A 16,589-nucleotide genomic window follows, 5' to 3' on the forward strand; every position below is an offset into this window, starting at 1 on the left:
TCTGAAGGAGCGGCGTATATGAGCGGCGCACGCACAAGCGCGCTTGCGACCTTGCGCAGCCAGATCGAGCGCATCGAGACGGCGGAGGTCGTGCATCAGCATGATCGCGTCGCGCTTGGCCACGGCGAGGTCGACAGCGCGCTGAAGGGCGGGCTCGCGCGCGCGGCGATCCACGAGGTGTTTTGCGAGGGGCGCCAGGGCGCCGCCGCGACCGGGTTTGTCATGGGCGTTGCGGGACGCGTGACCGCGCGCCGGCCGCTGTTGTGGGTGCGGCAGGATTTTTCGGAACTGGAAGCCGGCGCGCTGTCGATGAGCGGGCTCGCCGAGCTCGGCCTCGACCCGCGCCGCGTGGTGATGGTGCGCGCGGCCGACGTGGAGGGTGCGCTGCGCACTTCGGCCGATGCACTGGCCTGCGATGCGCTCGGCGCGGTCGTGCTCGAGCTCTGGGGCGAGACGCGGCAATTCGATCTCGTGGCGAGCCGCAAGCTGACGCTGGCCGCGCAAGGCTCCGGCGTCACCGGCCTGCTGTTGCGGATGGCCGCGCAGCCGCTGCCCTCGACTGCCGAGACCAGATGGATGCTGCGCGCGGCGCATTCGCCGCCGGGCACGATGTGGAATGCCTGGGGCGCGCCGCGCTTCGATGCCGAGCTGTTGCGCAATCGTCATGGCCCGTGCGGCCGGTGGATCATGGAATGGAAATGTGATGAGTGCCAGTTCAGTGAACCGTCGACGTATTCTCAGCCTGTGGCTGCCGCGCCTGCCCATCGACCGGATCCAGCGGTTCTTCAACGGCGGGCTGGGTAAGACCAAAGCGTTTTCGAGCGAAGTGGGTACCGGTTCGCGTGAAGAAAACGCGTCAAAACAAAAAGACGAGCCCAGCATCGTCGTCATCAAAGAGACCAATGCGCTGGTGATCCATGCGCTTGACGATGCGGCGTCGCGGCTGGGCCTGCATATCGGCCAGCCCCTGGCCAATGCGCGGGCGATGTGCCCGGACTTGCGGGTGTTCGATGCCGATGTCGTCGCCGATGCGAAGACGCTGAGCGACATCGCCGACTGGTGCGACCGTTTCACGCCGCTAGTGGCGCTCGATCCGCCGCACGGGCTGTTCCTTGATATCACCGGCTGCGCGCATCTGTTCGGCGGCGAAGCCGCGCTGTTGCAGACGCTCATTCGCGCGCTCGGCCGACAAGGCTTTGCCGTCAGCGCGGCGATTGCCGGCACCTCGGTCTGCGCGCGGACGCTGACGCGCCAGGTCTCCGGCACCATCGTCGTCGATGGCGGGGAGGCGGAGGCGATCAGCCGGCTGCCGGTGTCCGCGCTCGGCGCGGGCGAGGCCATCACCACCGGCCTGCGCCGTGCCGGCCTGAAGACCATCGGCGATGTCGCATCGCGCGGCGCCCACGAGATCACGGCGCGGTTCGGCGCGCGGTTCTCCACGCTGCTCGCGCACGCGCTGGGGCAGGGCGATGCGCCGATCAATCCGCGAAAGCCGCTGCCTGACTACATCGTGGAGAAGCGCTTTGCCGAGCCGATCGCGACCGACACGATGATCGCGATGACGCTGTCGCGGCTCGCCGACACGTTGATCGCGTCCATGGAGAAGCAGGGCAAGGGCGCGCGGCGGCTGGAAGCCGCCTTCTTCCGCACCGACGGCGTGGTGCGGGCGATCATGGTCGAGACCGGACGGCCGGTGACGCGAAGCGCCGTCATCGACCGCCTGTTCCGCGAGCGGCTCGATGCGCTCGCCGATCCCCTCGATCCCGGCTTCGGCTTCGACATGGTGCGGCTGTCGGCGAGCCGCACCGAGATCGTGGTGCAGGAGCAGCGCGATCTCGACGCCCATGTCCACGACAATGACGAGCTCGCCGCGCTGATCGACCGCATCGCGGCGCGGATCGGCGGAAAGCGCGTCGTCGTGCACCTGCCGCAGGACACGCATGTCCCTGAATGTGCGGTGCTGGCCGCGCCGGCGCAGCATCACCTTGCCGCCGCCATGCAGGCCGAATGGCCGGCGCGCGCCGAGGGCGAGCCGCCGCTGCGCCCCCTGCGGCTGTTCGACAAGCCGGAGCCGGTCACAGTGCCGTTCGCGACCGTGCCGGATGGTCCGCCGCATCAATTCACCTGGCGGCGCGCGAAACACGCGGTGGTGCGGGTGGAAGGGCCCGAGCGCATCGCGATGGAATGGTGGCGTCAGGACGGCAAGCAGTTGACGCGGGATTATTTCCGCATCGAGGATGCCGAAGGCCTGCGCTTCTGGATTTTTCGCGACGGTCTTTACGAGGGAGAGGTGTTCGACGCCGACGGCAAGCCCGCTCCTCCCAACTGGTATGTGCACGGTCTCTTCGCATGAACACGCCTGCTTATGCCGAGATCGGCATCACCACCAATTTCTCCTTCCTGCGGGGCGGTTCGGATCCGCGGGCCTATGTGCACCAGGCGAGCATCCTCGGCATCTCCGCGATCGGCATCGCCGATCACAACACGCTGGCCGGCGTGGTGCGGGCCTACAAGGAGCTCGACAATGACAAGGTGCTGCACAAGCCGAAGCTGCTGATCGGCGCGCGCATCGTCTTCATCGACGGCACGCCCGACATTCTTGTCTATCCGCGCGACCGCGCCGCTTATGGCCGGCTCTGCCAGCTCCTGACCCGGGGCAAGCGCGGCGACGACGTCACGCGGATCGAGAAGGGCGAGTGCCGTCTTGCCTTCTCCGATCTCCTCGCGTTTTCGGAAGGCCAGCTCCTGGTCTTGACCCTGCCGCATCGCTTCGAGCCGGCGCAGGCGCTGGATTTCCTTGCAAAGCTCAAAGCGACCCGCGCCGAGGGCGTGTGGCTGGCGGCGAGCCTGGTCTATCGTGGCGATGACCGACGCCGCCTGGCGCGGCTCGACGATCTCGCGACGACGGCAAAGGTGCCGCTGCTCGCGACCAACGAGGTGCTCTATCACGATCCTGCGCGCCGTCCCCTCCAGGACGTGCTCACCTGCATCCGGGAAAAGACCACGATCGAGGCGGTCGGACGAAAGCTCGAGGCCAATGCCGAGCGCTTTCTCAAAACTCCGCGCGAAATGTCGCGGCTGTTCCGTGACTTCCCCGACGCGATCGCGGAGACCATGCGCTTTGCGAACAAGATCGACTTCTCGCTCGACCAGCTTAGATATCAATATCCGGACGAGCCGGTGCCGCCGGGCAAGACCGCGCAAGGGCATCTGGAGGATCTGACCTGGGCGGGCGTCGATAAATATTTCGCCGGCAAGATCGATGACAAGCTGCGTGCTACGCTCGAGAAAGAGCTCGCGCTGATCGCCGAGCTGAAATACGCGCACTACTTCCTCACCGTGCACGACATCGTCCATTATGCGCGCAGCCAGAACATCCTGTGCCAGGGGCGGGGATCGGCGGCGAATTCAGCGGTGTGCTACGTGCTCGGCATCACCTCGGTCGACCCGACCAAGGTCGATCTCTTGTTCGAGCGCTTCATCTCCAAGGAGCGGCTGGAGCCGCCCGACATCGACGTCGATTTCGAGCATTCGCGGCGCGAGGAGGTGATGCAATATGTCTATCGCCGCTATGGCCGTCACCGCGCCGCGATCATCGCCACGATCATCCATTATCGTCCGCGCAGCGCCATCCGCGACGTCGGCAAGGCGCTGGGCCTGACCGAGGACGTCACCGCCGCGCTCGCCGACACCGTCTGGGGAAGCTGGGGCAGTGGCCTCAACGACATGCAGGTGAAGCAGGCCGGGCTTGATCCGCAAAACCCCATGATCAACCTCGCGGTCGAGCTTGCGACCGAGCTGATCGAATTCCCGCGCCATCTCTCCCAGCATGTCGGCGGCTATGTTCTCACCCAGGACCGGCTCGACACCTATGTGCCGATCGGCAACGCCGCGATGGACGACCGCACCTTCATCGAATGGGACAAGGACGACGTCGACGCGCTCAACATGATGAAGGTCGACGTGCTTGCGCTGGGCATGCTGACCTGCATCCGCAAATGTTTTGACTTGATCGACCAGCACAAGGGCGAGCGCTGGGTTCTGGCGAGCGTTCCGCAGGACGATCCCAAAGTCTACGACATGCTGTGTGACGGGGAGTCGCTCGGCGTGTTCCAGGTCGAGAGCCGCGCCCAGATGAACATGCTGCCGCGCCTGAAGCCGCGGACCTTCTACGACCTGGTGATCGAGGTCGCGATCGTGCGGCCGGGGCCGATCCAGGGCGACATGGTGCATCCGTATTTGCGGCGACGGAACGGCCAGGAGAAGGTGAACTATCCTTCGCCATCACCCGAGCATGGTCCCGCGGACGAGCTCTACAAGGTGCTGCACAAGACGAAGGGCGTGCCGCTGTTCCAGGAGCAGGCAATGCGCATCGCGATCGAGGCGGCCAAATTCACCTCCGAGGAGGCCAACGGCCTGCGCCGCTCGATGGCGACCTTCCGCAATGTCGGCACCATCGGCAAATACGAAGACAAGCTGATCGGCAACATGGTCGCGCGCGGCTACGATCCCAACTTCGCCAGAAGCTGTTTCGACCAGATCAAGGGTTTTGGTTCCTACGGTTTTCCGGAGAGCCACGCCGCGAGTTTTGCGCAGCTCGTCTACATTTCGTCATGGCTGAAATATCATCATCCCGATGCGTTCTGCTGCGGCCTCTTGAACTCGCAGCCGATGGGCTTTTACGCGCCGGCGCAGATCGTCGGCGATGCCCGCAAGAACGGCGTCGAGGTGTGCGACATCGACGTGTCCTACAGCTTTGCGCAGAACACGCTGGAGCAGGGGAGCGGCAAATATCGCGCGGTACGCCTCGGCTTCCGCCAGATCGACGGTTTTCATTGGTTGGACGAGGATGAGGAGCGCCTGAAACACTCCCAGCTGTCATTCCGGGGCGACGCGTCAGCGTCGAGCCCGGAATCCATAACCACGATCGGGAGTATGGATTCCGGGCTCGCGCCAAGAGGCGCGCCCCGGAATGACGGCGGAGCGTTAGACTGGGCCGACCGCATCGTCGCCGCCCGCAACCGCCGTCCCTTCACCTCGCTCGAAGATTTCGCCCGCGACACCGGCCTGCCCAAGCGCGCGCTGATCCTGCTCGCCGATGCCGACGCCTTCCGTTCGCTCGGGCTCGATCGCCGCGAGGCGCTGTGGCAGGTGCGGCGGCTGCCAGATGACGTGCCGTTGCCGCTGTTCGAGGCTGCCACCGCCCGTGAGCAGCCCGACGAGCATGCAAAGCCATTGCCCTTGATGCCGCACTCCGAGCAGGTGGTCGCGGACTACCAGACCATCCGGCTATCGCTGAAGGGCCACCCGATGGAATTCCTGCGCGAGATGTTTTCGCGCGAGCGCGTCGTCGCCTGCAAGGACGTCAATCATCAGAACGAGCGGCGGCGCGTCCGCTGCGCCGGCGTGGTGCTGGTCCGGCAGCGGCCGGGCAGCGCCAGCGGCGTCGTGTTCATGACGCTGGAGGACGAAACCGGCATCGCCAATGTCGTGGTGTGGCCCAAGATCATGGAGCAGTACCGCAAGGAGGTGATGGGCGCGCGCCTCATCCTGGTCGAGGGCTATATCCAGAGCAGCCCCGAGAAGGTGACGCATCTCATCGCCCAGCGCATGGTCGACCGCTCGCACGATCTGATCGGCCTTGCCAATGACTCGCTGACCCGCAAGCATCCGGTGCCATCAGGCGACGCGCTGATCGAGCCGCTCAACGACGACCGCCGCGACCACGCGGATGCTCCGGCACAGAAAATCCGCCACCCTCGCAACGTCCGCATCCTGCCGCCGTCGCGGGATTTTCATTGAGGTTGTCGCGCGGGATGCTGCCACGCCGTCATTGCGAGCGTAGCGAAGCAATCCAGACTGTTGCCGCGGAAAGATTCTGGATTGCTTCGCTGCGCTCGCAATGACGAGTTTGTTGAAGCGATCGCGCCTCACTCTCAGTCGTCATACCCCGCAAAGGCGGGGTATCCAGTACGCCGCGGCCTCTCGGTTCTAGCCGCACTGTCTCTGGAATACTGGACCGCCCGCCTTCGCAGGCGATGACAGCGTGCCCCTCAAAAATTCACCCGGTTCGAGATCGCGCCGTCCACGACGAGATTGGATCCCGTGGTGAACCCCGACACCGGGCTGGCCAGAAACACCGCCGCGCTTGCGATCTCCTGCGGCGTTGCCATGCGGCCGGTAGGGTTGCGCTTCATCGCATCCTTGTAGCGCTCGGGCATGTTCTGCTCGATCGTGTTCCAGACGCCGCCCTTGAAATAGACGGTGCCGGGCGAGACCACGTTGACGCGGATCTTCTTCTTCGCATATTGCCGCGCCAGCCCCTTGGCCATGTGGATCAGCGCCGCCTTGATCGGGCCGTAGGAGCTCGCGAGATCGGCCTGTGCCGCCGAGATCGAGGCGATGATGACGAAGGCTGCGTCGCCGCTTGTCTCGCCGCTCGCCTCGAGGAACGGTCGCGCGGCATCGAACGCATGCACGGCGCCGAGCACGTCGAGCCGGAAGTTCTGCTCCCAGGACGCTGCATCCTGACCTTGCGCCATCGCGCCGGCATTGGAGAACAGCATGTCGATGCCGCCGAGCTCCTTTGCAGCGCCCTCGACCCAGGACTTCAACGCCGCGCCGTCGGTGACGTCGACCGAGCTGCCGGTGGCGCGGATGCCGCTCGTCTTCAGCTCAGTGACGGTGGCGGCAACCTGATCCGCATTGCGCGCGCACACCGCGACATTGGCGCCTTCGCCGGCCAGCGTCGCCGCAATCGCCCGCCCGATGCCGCGCGTGCCGCCGAGCACGATGGCGTTCTTTCCCTTGAGACCGAGATCCATTGTTTTGTCTTCCTTGTTGTTGGTCGCGCGCCGTCGTCGCGAACGAAGCGCAGTGCCTCCTCCAATGTCGTCCTGGCGAAAGCCAGGACCCATTACCACGAACTTGCGCTGCTGTGCGATGTTGTGGCCAAGATGTGCTGTAACAACATTCGACCGGGGTAATGGGTCCTGGCTTTCGCCAGGACGACACCGAGCGTGTGGTTAGTTGCTTTGCCTGCGGCGACGACCTCACTCCGGTGCCGCCCCCACCGGCGGGCCGCCGGGCGGGCGGTGCAGGTAAGTCAGCGAGACGTAGGCGCCGGCCCAGGAGCCGAGCGCCGCGAAAGCGACATAGAAGGCGTTTTCGGTGTAGCTGATCACCGCGTAGGAGGAGAGCAGGTACCAGACCGCGCTCCAGTTCGCCGCCGGCACGCGCTTGCGCGCGATCACGGCGGAGGTGAACATGACATAGACCGCGTCGGTGGCCGCCGTTGCGATGAACACGGCGCCGGCGGTAAGGGGATCGATGGCGGCCATTGCATTCCTTTCTGCGATCATGACATGGTCGCGAAAAGTACAGCATGATCCGGTAAAGTGCGCAGCGGTTTTCCGGAAGGATCGTACGCAAAACAATAACCCGAAAGGGAGAGAAGCGGCCATGCAAAGTCCTGCCGATATTCTCGAGGGCATCTGGACCTCCGCCGGCGGCGATCAGGCCGCGCTTGCACGCGTGCGACTGACCGGCGAAGAGTCGCAGATCCCGTCCTCGTTTCGTGTCGCTGTCGCCGGCCAAACCACAATCGCTGCCGCGGGCCTTGCTGCCGCCGAAATCTGGCGATTGCGCAGCGGCGAGGTGCAGGACGTCCATGTCGACATGCGCCATGCCGTGGCCGAATGCCGTTCCGAGCGCTATTTGCGGCTCGACGACAAGCCGCCGCCACCGGCCCGGGACGCCATCGCCGGCGTCTACAGCACAGGCGATGGCCGCTTCGTCCGCTGCCACACCAACTTTCCGCATCACCGCGACGCGGTCTGCAAGGTGCTGGCTTGCGAGGCGGAGCGCGAGAAGGTGCAGGCCGCTTTGATGCGGTGGAAGGGCGAGGATTTCGAAACCGCGGCCTACGCTGCCGGCGGCGTCGTTGCCCTGATGCGCTCTCACGACGAGTGGTCCGCACTGCCGCAGGCATGTGCGCTCGCCGAACTGCCGTTGATCTCGATCGAGAAGATCGGCGAGGCCCCGCCAAAGCCGTGGCCTGAAGGCGATCGCCCGCTCGCCGGCCTCCGCGTGCTCGATCTCTCCCGCGTCATCGCGGGCCCCGTCGCCGGCCGTACGCTCGCCGCGCACGGTGCGGATGTGCTCCTGGTCTCGGGGCCTGAGTTGCCCGCCATTCCCTGGCTCACCATCGACACCGGCCGCGGCAAGCTCACCACCTTCATCGAGCTGAAGAGCGAGGCGGGCAGGGCGCAGATGCGTGCGCTGTTGAAGGACGTCGACATCTTCTCGCAAGGCTATCGCCCGCACGCGCTCGCAGCTCTGGGTTTCTCGCCCGAGGAGGCAGCGAAGATCAATCCCGGCATCGTCTACGTGACTCTGTCAGCCTACGGTCATGCCGGACCCTGGGCCGAGCGGCGCGGCTTCGACTCTCTGGTGCAAACCACCACCGGCTTCAACCATGCCGAGGGGAAGGCCGCCGGCATCGACGGTCCCAAGGAATTGCCGGCACAGATACTCGATCACGCCACCGGCTATCTCATGGCGTTCGGCGCGATGATGGCCAGGGCGCGCCAGGCCCGCGAAGGCGGCAGCTGGCACGTGCGCGTGTCGCTGGCGCAGACCGGCCGCTGGTTGTGGAATCTCGGCAGGCTCGACGGCGGACTGGACACCCCGGATCTTACGGGCGAGGCTGTACATGCAGCGTTCATCGAGAGCATGCCATCTGGCTTCGGCACGTTGAAAGCGGTGCGCCATTCGGCGCTGCTGTCGAGAACGCCGGCGCAATGGAGCCGTCCGGCGATGCCGCTCGGCAGTCATCCGGCACAGTGGCCGGCGAGAAGCTGACACTGAGCTTACTTGGCTTACTTGGAGCTGACGCGTCGCAAAATTTTAACGCAAACGGAAAGGTGCCGGGCGTTTTTTAGGTTGTTTGAAATCTGAATTCGGCACTATTAGCGCGACCGATGAGGCAATTGTTTGCCGAGATCGTCGCAGACATGACCGGGCCCCATGGTAGTTGAAAATACCAAGCGATTGCAGGTGCTTACAAAACAGCGGGTGATCTCATCCGTAGTTTTACTGGCACTCGCCGGCGCCGGTGCCTACGGCTTCCTCTATGCGGGGACCAAGGAAAAAAGTCATTCCGAGGTCTCCAGCCAGTCGCGCAGGAATGCGCAGAATTTCACGCCGACCCCGTCCGAATGGGCGACCCTGACGATCGAGCCGGTCAAGGCCAAGACCTTCCGGGCCGAATATGTCACCGAGGGCAAGGTCGCGGTCGACGAGGACCGCTCGACGCCGGTGTTCTCGCCCTATGCGGGCCGGGTCACCAAGCTGCTCGCCAAGCCCGGCGAGATGCTGAAGCAAGGTCAACCGCTGTTCACGATCGAGGCCGCCGACACCGTGCAGGCCCAGAACGATTTCATTGCGGCGATGACCTCGCAGAACAAGGCGAAGTCGGCGATCGATCTTGCCGACATCCAGTTCAAGCGGGCCAAGGATCTCTATGAGGGCCACGCCATTCCGCTGAAGGACTATCAGCAGGCGGAAGCCACCCAGGTCCAGGCGCAGAACGACATGCGCTCCTCGGCGACGGCGTTGGAAGCCGCACGCAACAAGCTGCGGATTCTCGGCTTCACCGACGAAACCATCAAGGCGTTCCAGGACAAGGGCGTCATCGATCGGGAGATCACGATCTACTCGCCGATCTCCGGCACGGTCGTGCAGCGCAAGATCGGCCCGGGCCAGTACGTCAATTCCGGCGCCAGCGATCCGGTCTTCGTGATCGGCGACCTTTCCACGGTCTGGCTCACCGCCTTCGTGCGCGAGAGCGATGCGGCCGCTGTGTGCATCGGGCAGGACATCACCGTCAACGTGATAGCGCTGCCGGGCCGGCCGCTGACCGCCAAGATCAACTACGTCGCCGCCGCGATCGATCCCAGCACCCGCCGTCTGCTGGTTCGCGCCACCATCGACAACAAGGACGGCGTGCTCAAGCCGGAAATGTTCGCCAACGTCACGATCTATTCGGCCGGCGACCGCGCGGCACCTGCGGTGCCGAAACAGGCGTTGATCTATGAAGCCGACAAGGTTCGCATCTGGGTGGCGCGCGAAGACAAGTCGGTCGAGCTGCGCCAGATCAAGATCGGCCTGATCAACGGCAACCTCGTCGAAGTCACGAGCAACCTGCAACCCGGCGAGCAAATCGTCACCAAGGGCAGCCTGTTCATCGACCGCGCGGCGTCCGGCAGCTGATCGACGACCCAAAAACTGAAAACAAACTGAAGACCTGAATGGATCGTCTCGTCGCCCTTGCCGTCAACCGGCGCTACCTGATGGTCGGCATGTTCGTTGCCGTGCTGATCGGCGGCTTGATCGCGTTCAACCAACTCAATATCGAGGCCTATCCCGACCCGACCCCGCCGATGGTCGACATCGTGACGCAGAGCCCGGGCCTGTCGGCCGAGGAAATCGAGCGTTACATCACGATCCCGATCGAGACCCAGGTCGCGGGTCTGAAGAACCTCACGACCATCCGCACCATCTCGCTCTACGGCCTCTCTGACATCAAGCTCCAGTTCTCCTTCGCCTACACCTACGACGAGGCGTTGCAGCAGGTCTTGAACCGCCTGGCGCAGCTCGCGCCGCTGCCGGGCAATGTGCAGCCGCAGATCTCGCCGCTCAGCCCGATCGGCGAGATCTTCCGCTACCGCCTGGTCGGCCCGCCGAACTACAGCGTGCTCGACCTCAAGACCATCCAGGACTGGATCCTGCAGCGCCGCTTCCGCGCCGTGCCGGGCGTCATCGACGTCACCGGCTGGGGCGGCAAGAGCAAGACCTACGAGCTCCAGGTCGATTTCAACAAGCTCGTCGCCAACGGCCTGACGCTTCCGCAACTGCTCCAGGCGGTCGGCAATGCGAACGTCAATGTCGGCGGCAACACCGTCAATATCGGCCAGCAATCGGCCGTGGTTCGCGGCGTCGGCCTGATACGTTCGATCGACGACCTTGCCAACACCATGGTCTCGCAGACCAACGGCAACCCGGTGCTGGTCAAGGACGTCGCCACAGTCACAGTCGGGCAGAGGCCTCGCCTCGGTATTGCCGGCATCGACGATGCCGACGACATCGTGCAGGGCATCGTCCTGATGCGCCGCGGCGAGCAGAGCTCGCCAACCATCAAGCGCGTCCACCAGCTCGTTCAAACCATCAACAACTCCAGCATTCTGCCGCCCGGCGTGCGCATCGAGCGCATCTACGACCGCGGCGACCTGATTGAGCTCACCACCCACACCGTGCTGCACAACATGGTGGTCGGCATTCTGCTGATCGTGCTGTTGCAGTGGATCTTCCTCGGCGACCTGCGCAGCGCGCTGATCGTCGGCGCCACCATTCCGTTCGCGCTGTTCTTCGCGGTGATCATCCTGGTGCTGCGCGGCGAATCGGCGAACCTGCTGTCGGTCGGCGCGATCGACTTCGGCCTGATCGTCGATGCCACCGTCATCATGGTGGAGGCGATCTTCCGCCGCCTGACGCAGACGACGCCGGTGTCCGAATCCGAGCACATGTCATCCGAGACGCTGTTCGGCATGAAGAGCCACGCCATCCTCAGCGCCGCGGCCGACGTGTCGCGCTCGATCTTCTTCGCCGCCGCCATCATTATCGCGGCCTTCCTGCCGCTGTTCACGCTCTCCGGCGTCGAAGGCAACATCTTCGGACCGATGGCGCGCACCTATGCCTATGCGCTTGCCGGCGGGCTGCTGGCCACCTTCACGGTGACGCCGGCGCTGTCCGCGATCATCCTGCCCGCGCATGTCGAGGAAACCGAGACCAAAGTCATGTTGATCCTGCACCGGATCTACATGCCGGTGCTGCATTGGGCCGTCGCCAATCGCGGCATCATGCTCGGCGGTGCGGTCGGCCTCGTGCTGATGACGGTGGCGCTCAGCCGGCTGCTCGGCCTCGAATTCCTGCCCAAGCTGGAAGAGGGCAATCTCTGGATCCGCGCCACGCTGCCGCCGACCATCTCGCTCCAGGAAGGCAACACCTACGTCAACGAGATGCGCAAGGTGATCCGCGCCCGGCCCGAGGTGGAATCGGTGGTGTCGCAGCACGGCCGTCCCGACGACGGCACCGACGCGGCCGGCTTCTTCAACGCCGAGTTCTTCGCGCCGCTCAAGCCCGTGAGCCAATGGCCCGGCACGCGCGACAAGGAAGAGCTGACCGCGCAACTGCTCAAGCAGCTCGACGACCGCTTCCCCGGCGTCGAGTTCAACTTCTCGCAATATCTCCAGGACAACGTCTCCGAGGCCGTCTCCGGCGTGAAGGGCGAGAACTCGATCAAGCTGTTCGGCAGCGATCTGCAGGCGCTTACCGACACCGCCAACAAGATCAAGCAGGTGCTGTCGACGGTGCAGGGTGTCACCGACCTTGCGGTGTTCACATCGCTCGGTCAGCCGACCATCCAGATCGACATCGACCGCGCCAAGGCCGCGCGCTACGGCCTCGCACCGGGCGACATCAACGCCACCATCAAGGTCGCGATTGGCGGCGACACCGCGGGCGATCTCTACGAGCCCGGAAGCGACCGCCATTTCCCGATCATCGTTCGGCTTGCGCCGGAATACCGCCGGAGCGCGGAGGCGATCCAGAACCTGCGCATCGGCGCGCCGGGGCCGAACGGGACCGTCACGCAGATCCCGTTGAGCGAGGTCGCCACCATCAGCCTCGTCTCGGGCGCGGCCTACATCTACCGCGAGCAGCAGGAGCGCTACCTGCCGATCAAGTTCTCGGTCCGCGAGCGCGATCTCGGCAGCGCGATCCGCGAGGCGCAGCAGAAGATCGCCGACCAGGTGCAACTGCCGCCCGGCTCGCACATGGACTGGGTCGGCGAGTTCGGCAATCTCCAGGACGCGATCCGGCGCCTGTCGATCGTGGTGCCGATTTCGCTGGCGCTGATCGGTGTTCTGCTCTGGTTCAATTTCGGCTCGATGACCGACACGCTGCTCGCGATGAGCGTGATCCCGATGGCGATCTTCGGCGGCGTGCTCGGGCTGTTGATCACCGGCACGGCGTTCAGCGTCTCTGCGGCGATCGGCTTCATCGCGCTGTTCGGCATCGCGGTCATGGATGGCATCATCATCCTGTCGCAGTTCAACCAGCTCATCGAGGAAGGCATGGACCGCGTGAGCGCGGTGATCCGCACCGGCGAGCTTCAGCTTCGGCCCGTGCTGATGACCTGCGTCGTCGCCGGCGTCGGCCTCTTGCCCGCTGCCCTGTCGGAGGGCATCGGATCGCAGGTGCAGAAGCCGCTCGCGGTCGTCGTCGTCACCGGCATGATGCTGGCGCCGGTCGTGATCCTGGTGACCTTGCCGGTCCTGATCTCCTTCTTCTCCCGCCGTGCGCGCTGATCGCGGGCGGCCGTCGCGACTCAGAATCCGTAGAGCCGCCCCGGATTGTCGACCAGGATCTTTTTGCGCACATCCGCATCCGGTGCCCACACCGGAAGCTGGTTGAGCAGGCGGCCGTCATCGATCTGGTAGAGAGGCGCGACGTCGGTGGCTTTCCGTCCCTCGACATGACTCGAATCCGGATGCGGCCAGTCGGTGCCCCAGACGATGCGATCCGGATTGGCCTCGATCAGCGCGCGCGCAAAGGGCACCATGTCCTGATAGTCCGGCGCGAGTTTTGACGAGCGATAGGCGCCGGAGATCTTCACATAGGCCTTGCCGGATTTGACGAGCGCGACCAGGTCGGAAAATCCCGGCTGCTCCAGCCCGAGCGAAGCCTCGAGGCCGCCGAAATGATCGAACACCGCGGGCACGGGCGCGGCCAGCACCAGGTCCTTGATCGCCGAGATCATCGGCAGCGTGGTGTAGAGCTGCACGTGCCAGCCGCGCGCCTTCATGCGCTCGACGGCCACAGTGAAGCGGGCCCGGCCGACATTGGGATCGCTGATGCCGCCGGTCGCAAGGTTGATGCGGATGCCGCGGAAGCCTTCCTGCTGCATCGCGTCGAGCTGCGCTTCGGTCGTCTTGTCGTCGATCACGGCGACCCCGCGCGCGGTCCCGCCACGCGCCTTCATGCCGAACAGAGTGGAGGAGTTGTCGGTGCCGTAGACGCTCGGCGTCACGATCACCACGCGCTCGATATGCAGCGCCTTGTGCAGCGCGGCCATTTCTTCAGGGCTCGCCAGCTCCGGCGTATAGACGCGGCCTGCGAAGAACGGAAACTTTTCGGGATCGCCATGGATGTGGGTGTGGCAGTCGCAGGCATGCGCCGGAACGTCGAAATTGACCGGCGTCGCGGGCTGCGACGCGCGGGCGTGGGCTTTGCTGGTCATGGCTACTCCGGCGGCAAGTGAGGCAAGCAGGACGCTGCGTCGGTCGAGCATGGTTTCTCTCCCTGCTTCGTTATTTGGAGGTTGGACCGGGACAGTATCACATCAGCCCGGCAATCGCTCCGCTTCGCTGCATAGCTGCTCGACAAGGTTCGCAAGCGGGTGTGAGCCGTCAACGCGCACGACCGGGCAGGGCAGGCCCGCGAGCCAGGCCTCATCTCTTGCGAGACTGCGGCCCTCGCGATCGCCGGCTTCGTAGCGCGAGGCCCATTCGACGAACGACTCCGTCTCCTCATGACGCCAGCCGCCCTGTGCGACGGCATCAGCTCCGAAATGCGCAGCCTCGCGGCCACGCAGGCGCTGCAAGCGAAGCTCGCGCGGCGTCGTCACAAAGACGACAAGATCGAAGAACGGGACGAGCTCGTCGCCCCAGCCGGTGACCGATCCGCTCAGCACCCAATCGAGACGCGGCAGAAACATCTCGCGCATCAGGCGCAGGCGCTCTGCGGCGGGGCGCGTCGTCTGGTAGGGCGGCGCGGTCGGCAGCCAGAAATAATCATCGCTGTCGTGATGCGGAAGCGCAAGCCGCCCGGCGAGCGCGCGGCCGAGCGTCGTCACGCCGGACCCCGAAGCTCCCATCAGATGGATGCGGCGGCTCTTCATGGCACCGGGCCAAAAGATTGAAACTACTGCCCCGACGGCGTGCGCAGGCCGTGCCAGGCGTCGCGGACCTGCTGGTAGTGCACCTCCGGCAGGTAGTCCGGCGTGTTCAGGCTCAAGGTCTTGACGTCGAGATGGCCGACGGCGCTGAGCAGCGTGTAGGAAGCGATCACGCGGTCGCGCAGCGCGCCGATCAGACGGGCCTTGGCCTGGATCAGATCGGCCTGCGAGTTCAGCACGTCCACCGTCGTGCGCTGTCCGCCGGCGGCCTCGCGCTGCACGCCCTGGAGCGCGACGGTCGCCGCCTTCACTTCGGACTCGGAGGCCGAGACCGCGATCTTGGCGCCTTCGTTCGCAACCCAGGCGCTGACCGCCGCGGTGCGGGCCTGATTGCGCACCTGGTCGAGCACGAGCCGGCTCTGAGCGGTAATCTCCTTGGCCTGCCGGGTCTGCGCGGCGGCCTGGCCGCCGTCATAGATCGGCGCGGTGACGTTGGCGACGATCGAGGCCTGGTCCTCTGCGAAGGTGCCGAGTGTGGGGTCGTTGTTGCGGCTTTTGCTGGCGCTGCCCTGGATGCTGGCGCTCGGCAGCAGGGCGCCTTCCGCGACGCGGATGTTGGTGGAGGCGACATCGACGTCGAAGCCTGCCGCCATCACGGCTGGATGCTGGCGGATCGCCATTGTCAGCGCATCCTCGCGGCTCTTCGGCAGATAGCGGTCGACCACTTCGGCGGCCCGAAGCTGCGATGGCGCATTGCCGATCACCTGCGCGTATATAGCCTGGCTCACCGCGAGCGCGACTTCGGCGGCATTGAGGTCGGAGAGCCCGCGGTTGAGACGGGCCTCGGCCTGCGCGGTGTCGGTCGGCGTGACGTCGCCGGCGTTGAGACGGCGCTGGGTGACGGAAAGCGTCTCGCGCAGGAAGGCGACGTTGGAGCGCTGCGCCTCCACCAGCGACTGATTCGCCAGCACATTGGTGTAGGCGGTGACCGCGTCGAGCAGCACGCCCTGGCCGACATTGCGCAGCGCCTCGCGGCCCGACTGCACCTGGAGCTCGGCGGCCCGCACGTTATTGGCGGTGCGGAAGCCGTTGAACAGGGTCTGCGTCACGGTGACGCCGATGACCCATGGCGTCAGATTGGCGGTCTGGATCGTGTTGTTGGGCAACAGGTTGCGCACCGACTGCAAGCCGGCGCTGAGGCTTGCAACGAGTTGCGGCCGGTAGCCGGCGAGCGCCTGCGGCACGTTCTCATCGGTCGCACGCTGCCGCGCGCGCTCGGCATTGAGCTGCGGGTTGGTCTGGTAGGCCTTGGCCAGCGCCTCCGGCAGGGCTTCGGCCCCGGCGGCCGAGGGCAGGGCGCAACAGAGCGCCAGCGCGGTCCATGTCGCAAGCACAGGACCCACGCCCGATCGATGCCGCGTCATCACGCGACCAACTCTGGCGGCACGCCCAATCATGTAATCCCGCTAAACCCCGGCTGTCCGCCCCCGCCGACGGTGGCCTCTTAACTGTTTAACCAGCCGGGGTCCCGCAGGCAAACTGCCGCGGGGAAAACCCCCATGTATTCCGTGCT

The 16,589-nt window shown here is 65.4% G+C and carries 11 protein-coding genes; 6 read left to right on the forward strand and 5 right to left on the reverse strand.

Annotated features, from left to right (window positions below):
- Positions 1-18 precede the first annotated feature (18 nt).
- From AAFG50_RS13915 to AAFG50_RS13925, 3 genes are read left to right on the forward strand one after another with little or no spacing between them, the layout of a single operon-like run.
- A complete protein-coding gene (locus tag AAFG50_RS13915) occupies positions 19-804 on the forward strand; it encodes a DNA repair protein (RefSeq protein ID WP_028172316.1) in 786 nt (261 codons plus the stop codon).
- Entirely contained in the window at positions 704-2,353 is a 1,650-nt protein-coding gene (locus AAFG50_RS13920) for a DNA polymerase Y family protein (RefSeq protein WP_039184086.1), read from the forward strand. The genes AAFG50_RS13915 and AAFG50_RS13920 overlap by 101 nt, the downstream gene beginning before the upstream one ends.
- Positions 2,350-5,802 (forward strand): error-prone DNA polymerase, encoded by a 3,453-nt coding sequence (locus tag AAFG50_RS13925; protein ID WP_028172314.1) that lies wholly within the window; start codon positions 2,350-2,352, stop codon positions 5,800-5,802. Before AAFG50_RS13920 ends, AAFG50_RS13925 begins: the two co-directional genes overlap by 4 nt.
- Before the next feature lie 251 nt (positions 5,803-6,053).
- Here the strand turns inward: AAFG50_RS13925 and AAFG50_RS13930 are convergent, their stop codons facing one another.
- Together AAFG50_RS13930 and AAFG50_RS13935 are read right to left on the reverse strand one after the other, a co-directional pair.
- Positions 6,054-6,824: an SDR family oxidoreductase gene (locus AAFG50_RS13930; protein WP_028172313.1), complete on the reverse strand. Its 771-nt coding sequence runs from the start codon at positions 6,822-6,824 to the stop codon at positions 6,054-6,056.
- 228 nt (positions 6,825-7,052) lie between these two features.
- Positions 7,053-7,340 carry a hypothetical protein gene (locus tag AAFG50_RS13935; protein ID WP_028172312.1) on the reverse strand — a complete coding sequence of 96 codons (288 nt, stop codon included), beginning with the start codon at positions 7,338-7,340 and terminating at the stop codon, positions 7,053-7,055.
- A 121-nt stretch (positions 7,341-7,461) separates the two neighbouring features.
- Between AAFG50_RS13935 and AAFG50_RS13940 the strand changes: the two genes are divergently transcribed.
- The 3 genes from AAFG50_RS13940 to AAFG50_RS13950 all read left to right on the forward strand — a co-directional run bounded on the left by AAFG50_RS13940 (position 7,462) and on the right by AAFG50_RS13950 (position 13,427).
- Complete coding sequence (locus AAFG50_RS13940) at positions 7,462-8,862, forward strand: CoA transferase (protein WP_028172311.1); 1,401 nt, start codon at positions 7,462-7,464, stop codon at positions 8,860-8,862.
- Between the two features lie 165 nt (positions 8,863-9,027).
- Positions 9,028-10,272, forward strand: coding sequence for an efflux RND transporter periplasmic adaptor subunit (locus AAFG50_RS13945; RefSeq protein ID WP_028172310.1), 1,245 nt, complete (start codon positions 9,028-9,030; stop codon positions 10,270-10,272).
- A gap of 38 nt (positions 10,273-10,310) precedes the next feature.
- Positions 10,311-13,427 (forward strand): CusA/CzcA family heavy metal efflux RND transporter, encoded by a 3,117-nt coding sequence (locus tag AAFG50_RS13950; protein WP_028172309.1) that lies wholly within the window; start codon positions 10,311-10,313, stop codon positions 13,425-13,427.
- 20 nt (positions 13,428-13,447) lie between these two features.
- Here AAFG50_RS13950 and AAFG50_RS13955 read toward each other — a convergent pair whose 3' ends face one another.
- From AAFG50_RS13955 to AAFG50_RS13965, 3 genes are read right to left on the reverse strand one after another with little or no spacing between them, the layout of a single operon-like run.
- Complete coding sequence (locus AAFG50_RS13955) at positions 13,448-14,410, reverse strand: amidohydrolase family protein (RefSeq protein ID WP_028172308.1); 963 nt, start codon at positions 14,408-14,410, stop codon at positions 13,448-13,450.
- Between the two features lie 51 nt (positions 14,411-14,461).
- Positions 14,462-15,019: a hypothetical protein gene (locus AAFG50_RS13960; RefSeq protein ID WP_028172307.1), complete on the reverse strand. Its 558-nt coding sequence runs from the start codon at positions 15,017-15,019 to the stop codon at positions 14,462-14,464.
- A 23-nt stretch (positions 15,020-15,042) separates the two neighbouring features.
- Positions 15,043-16,473 carry a TolC family outer membrane protein gene (locus AAFG50_RS13965; protein WP_028172306.1) on the reverse strand — a complete coding sequence of 477 codons (1,431 nt, stop codon included), beginning with the start codon at positions 16,471-16,473 and terminating at the stop codon, positions 15,043-15,045.
- Between the last annotated feature and the right edge of the window lie 116 nt (positions 16,474-16,589).

Origin of the sequence: Bradyrhizobium sp. B039, assembly GCF_038965675.1 — a bacterium.
Classification (GTDB): Bacteria; Pseudomonadota; Alphaproteobacteria; order Rhizobiales; family Xanthobacteraceae; genus Bradyrhizobium; species Bradyrhizobium diazoefficiens.

Excerpts from the sequence above, each read along its gene's own strand:
- AAFG50_RS13915 (WP_028172316.1), top strand. The coding sequence starts at position 19 with ATGAGCGGCGCACGCACAAGCGCGCTTGCGACCTTGCGCAGCCAGATC.
- AAFG50_RS13920 (WP_039184086.1), top strand. The coding sequence starts at position 704 with ATGAGTGCCAGTTCAGTGAACCGTCGACGTATTCTCAGCCTGTGGCTG.
- AAFG50_RS13925 (WP_028172314.1), top strand. The coding sequence starts at position 2,350 with ATGAACACGCCTGCTTATGCCGAGATCGGCATCACCACCAATTTCTCC.
- AAFG50_RS13930 (WP_028172313.1), bottom strand. The coding sequence starts at position 6,824 with ATGGATCTCGGTCTCAAGGGAAAGAACGCCATCGTGCTCGGCGGCACG.
- AAFG50_RS13935 (WP_028172312.1), bottom strand. The coding sequence starts at position 7,340 with ATGGCCGCCATCGATCCCCTTACCGCCGGCGCCGTGTTCATCGCAACG.
- AAFG50_RS13940 (WP_028172311.1), top strand. The coding sequence starts at position 7,462 with ATGCAAAGTCCTGCCGATATTCTCGAGGGCATCTGGACCTCCGCCGGC.
- AAFG50_RS13945 (WP_028172310.1), top strand. The coding sequence starts at position 9,028 with ATGGTAGTTGAAAATACCAAGCGATTGCAGGTGCTTACAAAACAGCGG.
- AAFG50_RS13950 (WP_028172309.1), top strand. The coding sequence starts at position 10,311 with ATGGATCGTCTCGTCGCCCTTGCCGTCAACCGGCGCTACCTGATGGTC.
- AAFG50_RS13955 (WP_028172308.1), bottom strand. The coding sequence starts at position 14,410 with ATGCTCGACCGACGCAGCGTCCTGCTTGCCTCACTTGCCGCCGGAGTA.
- AAFG50_RS13960 (WP_028172307.1), bottom strand. The coding sequence starts at position 15,019 with ATGAAGAGCCGCCGCATCCATCTGATGGGAGCTTCGGGGTCCGGCGTG.
- AAFG50_RS13965 (WP_028172306.1), bottom strand. The coding sequence starts at position 16,473 with ATGATTGGGCGTGCCGCCAGAGTTGGTCGCGTGATGACGCGGCATCGA.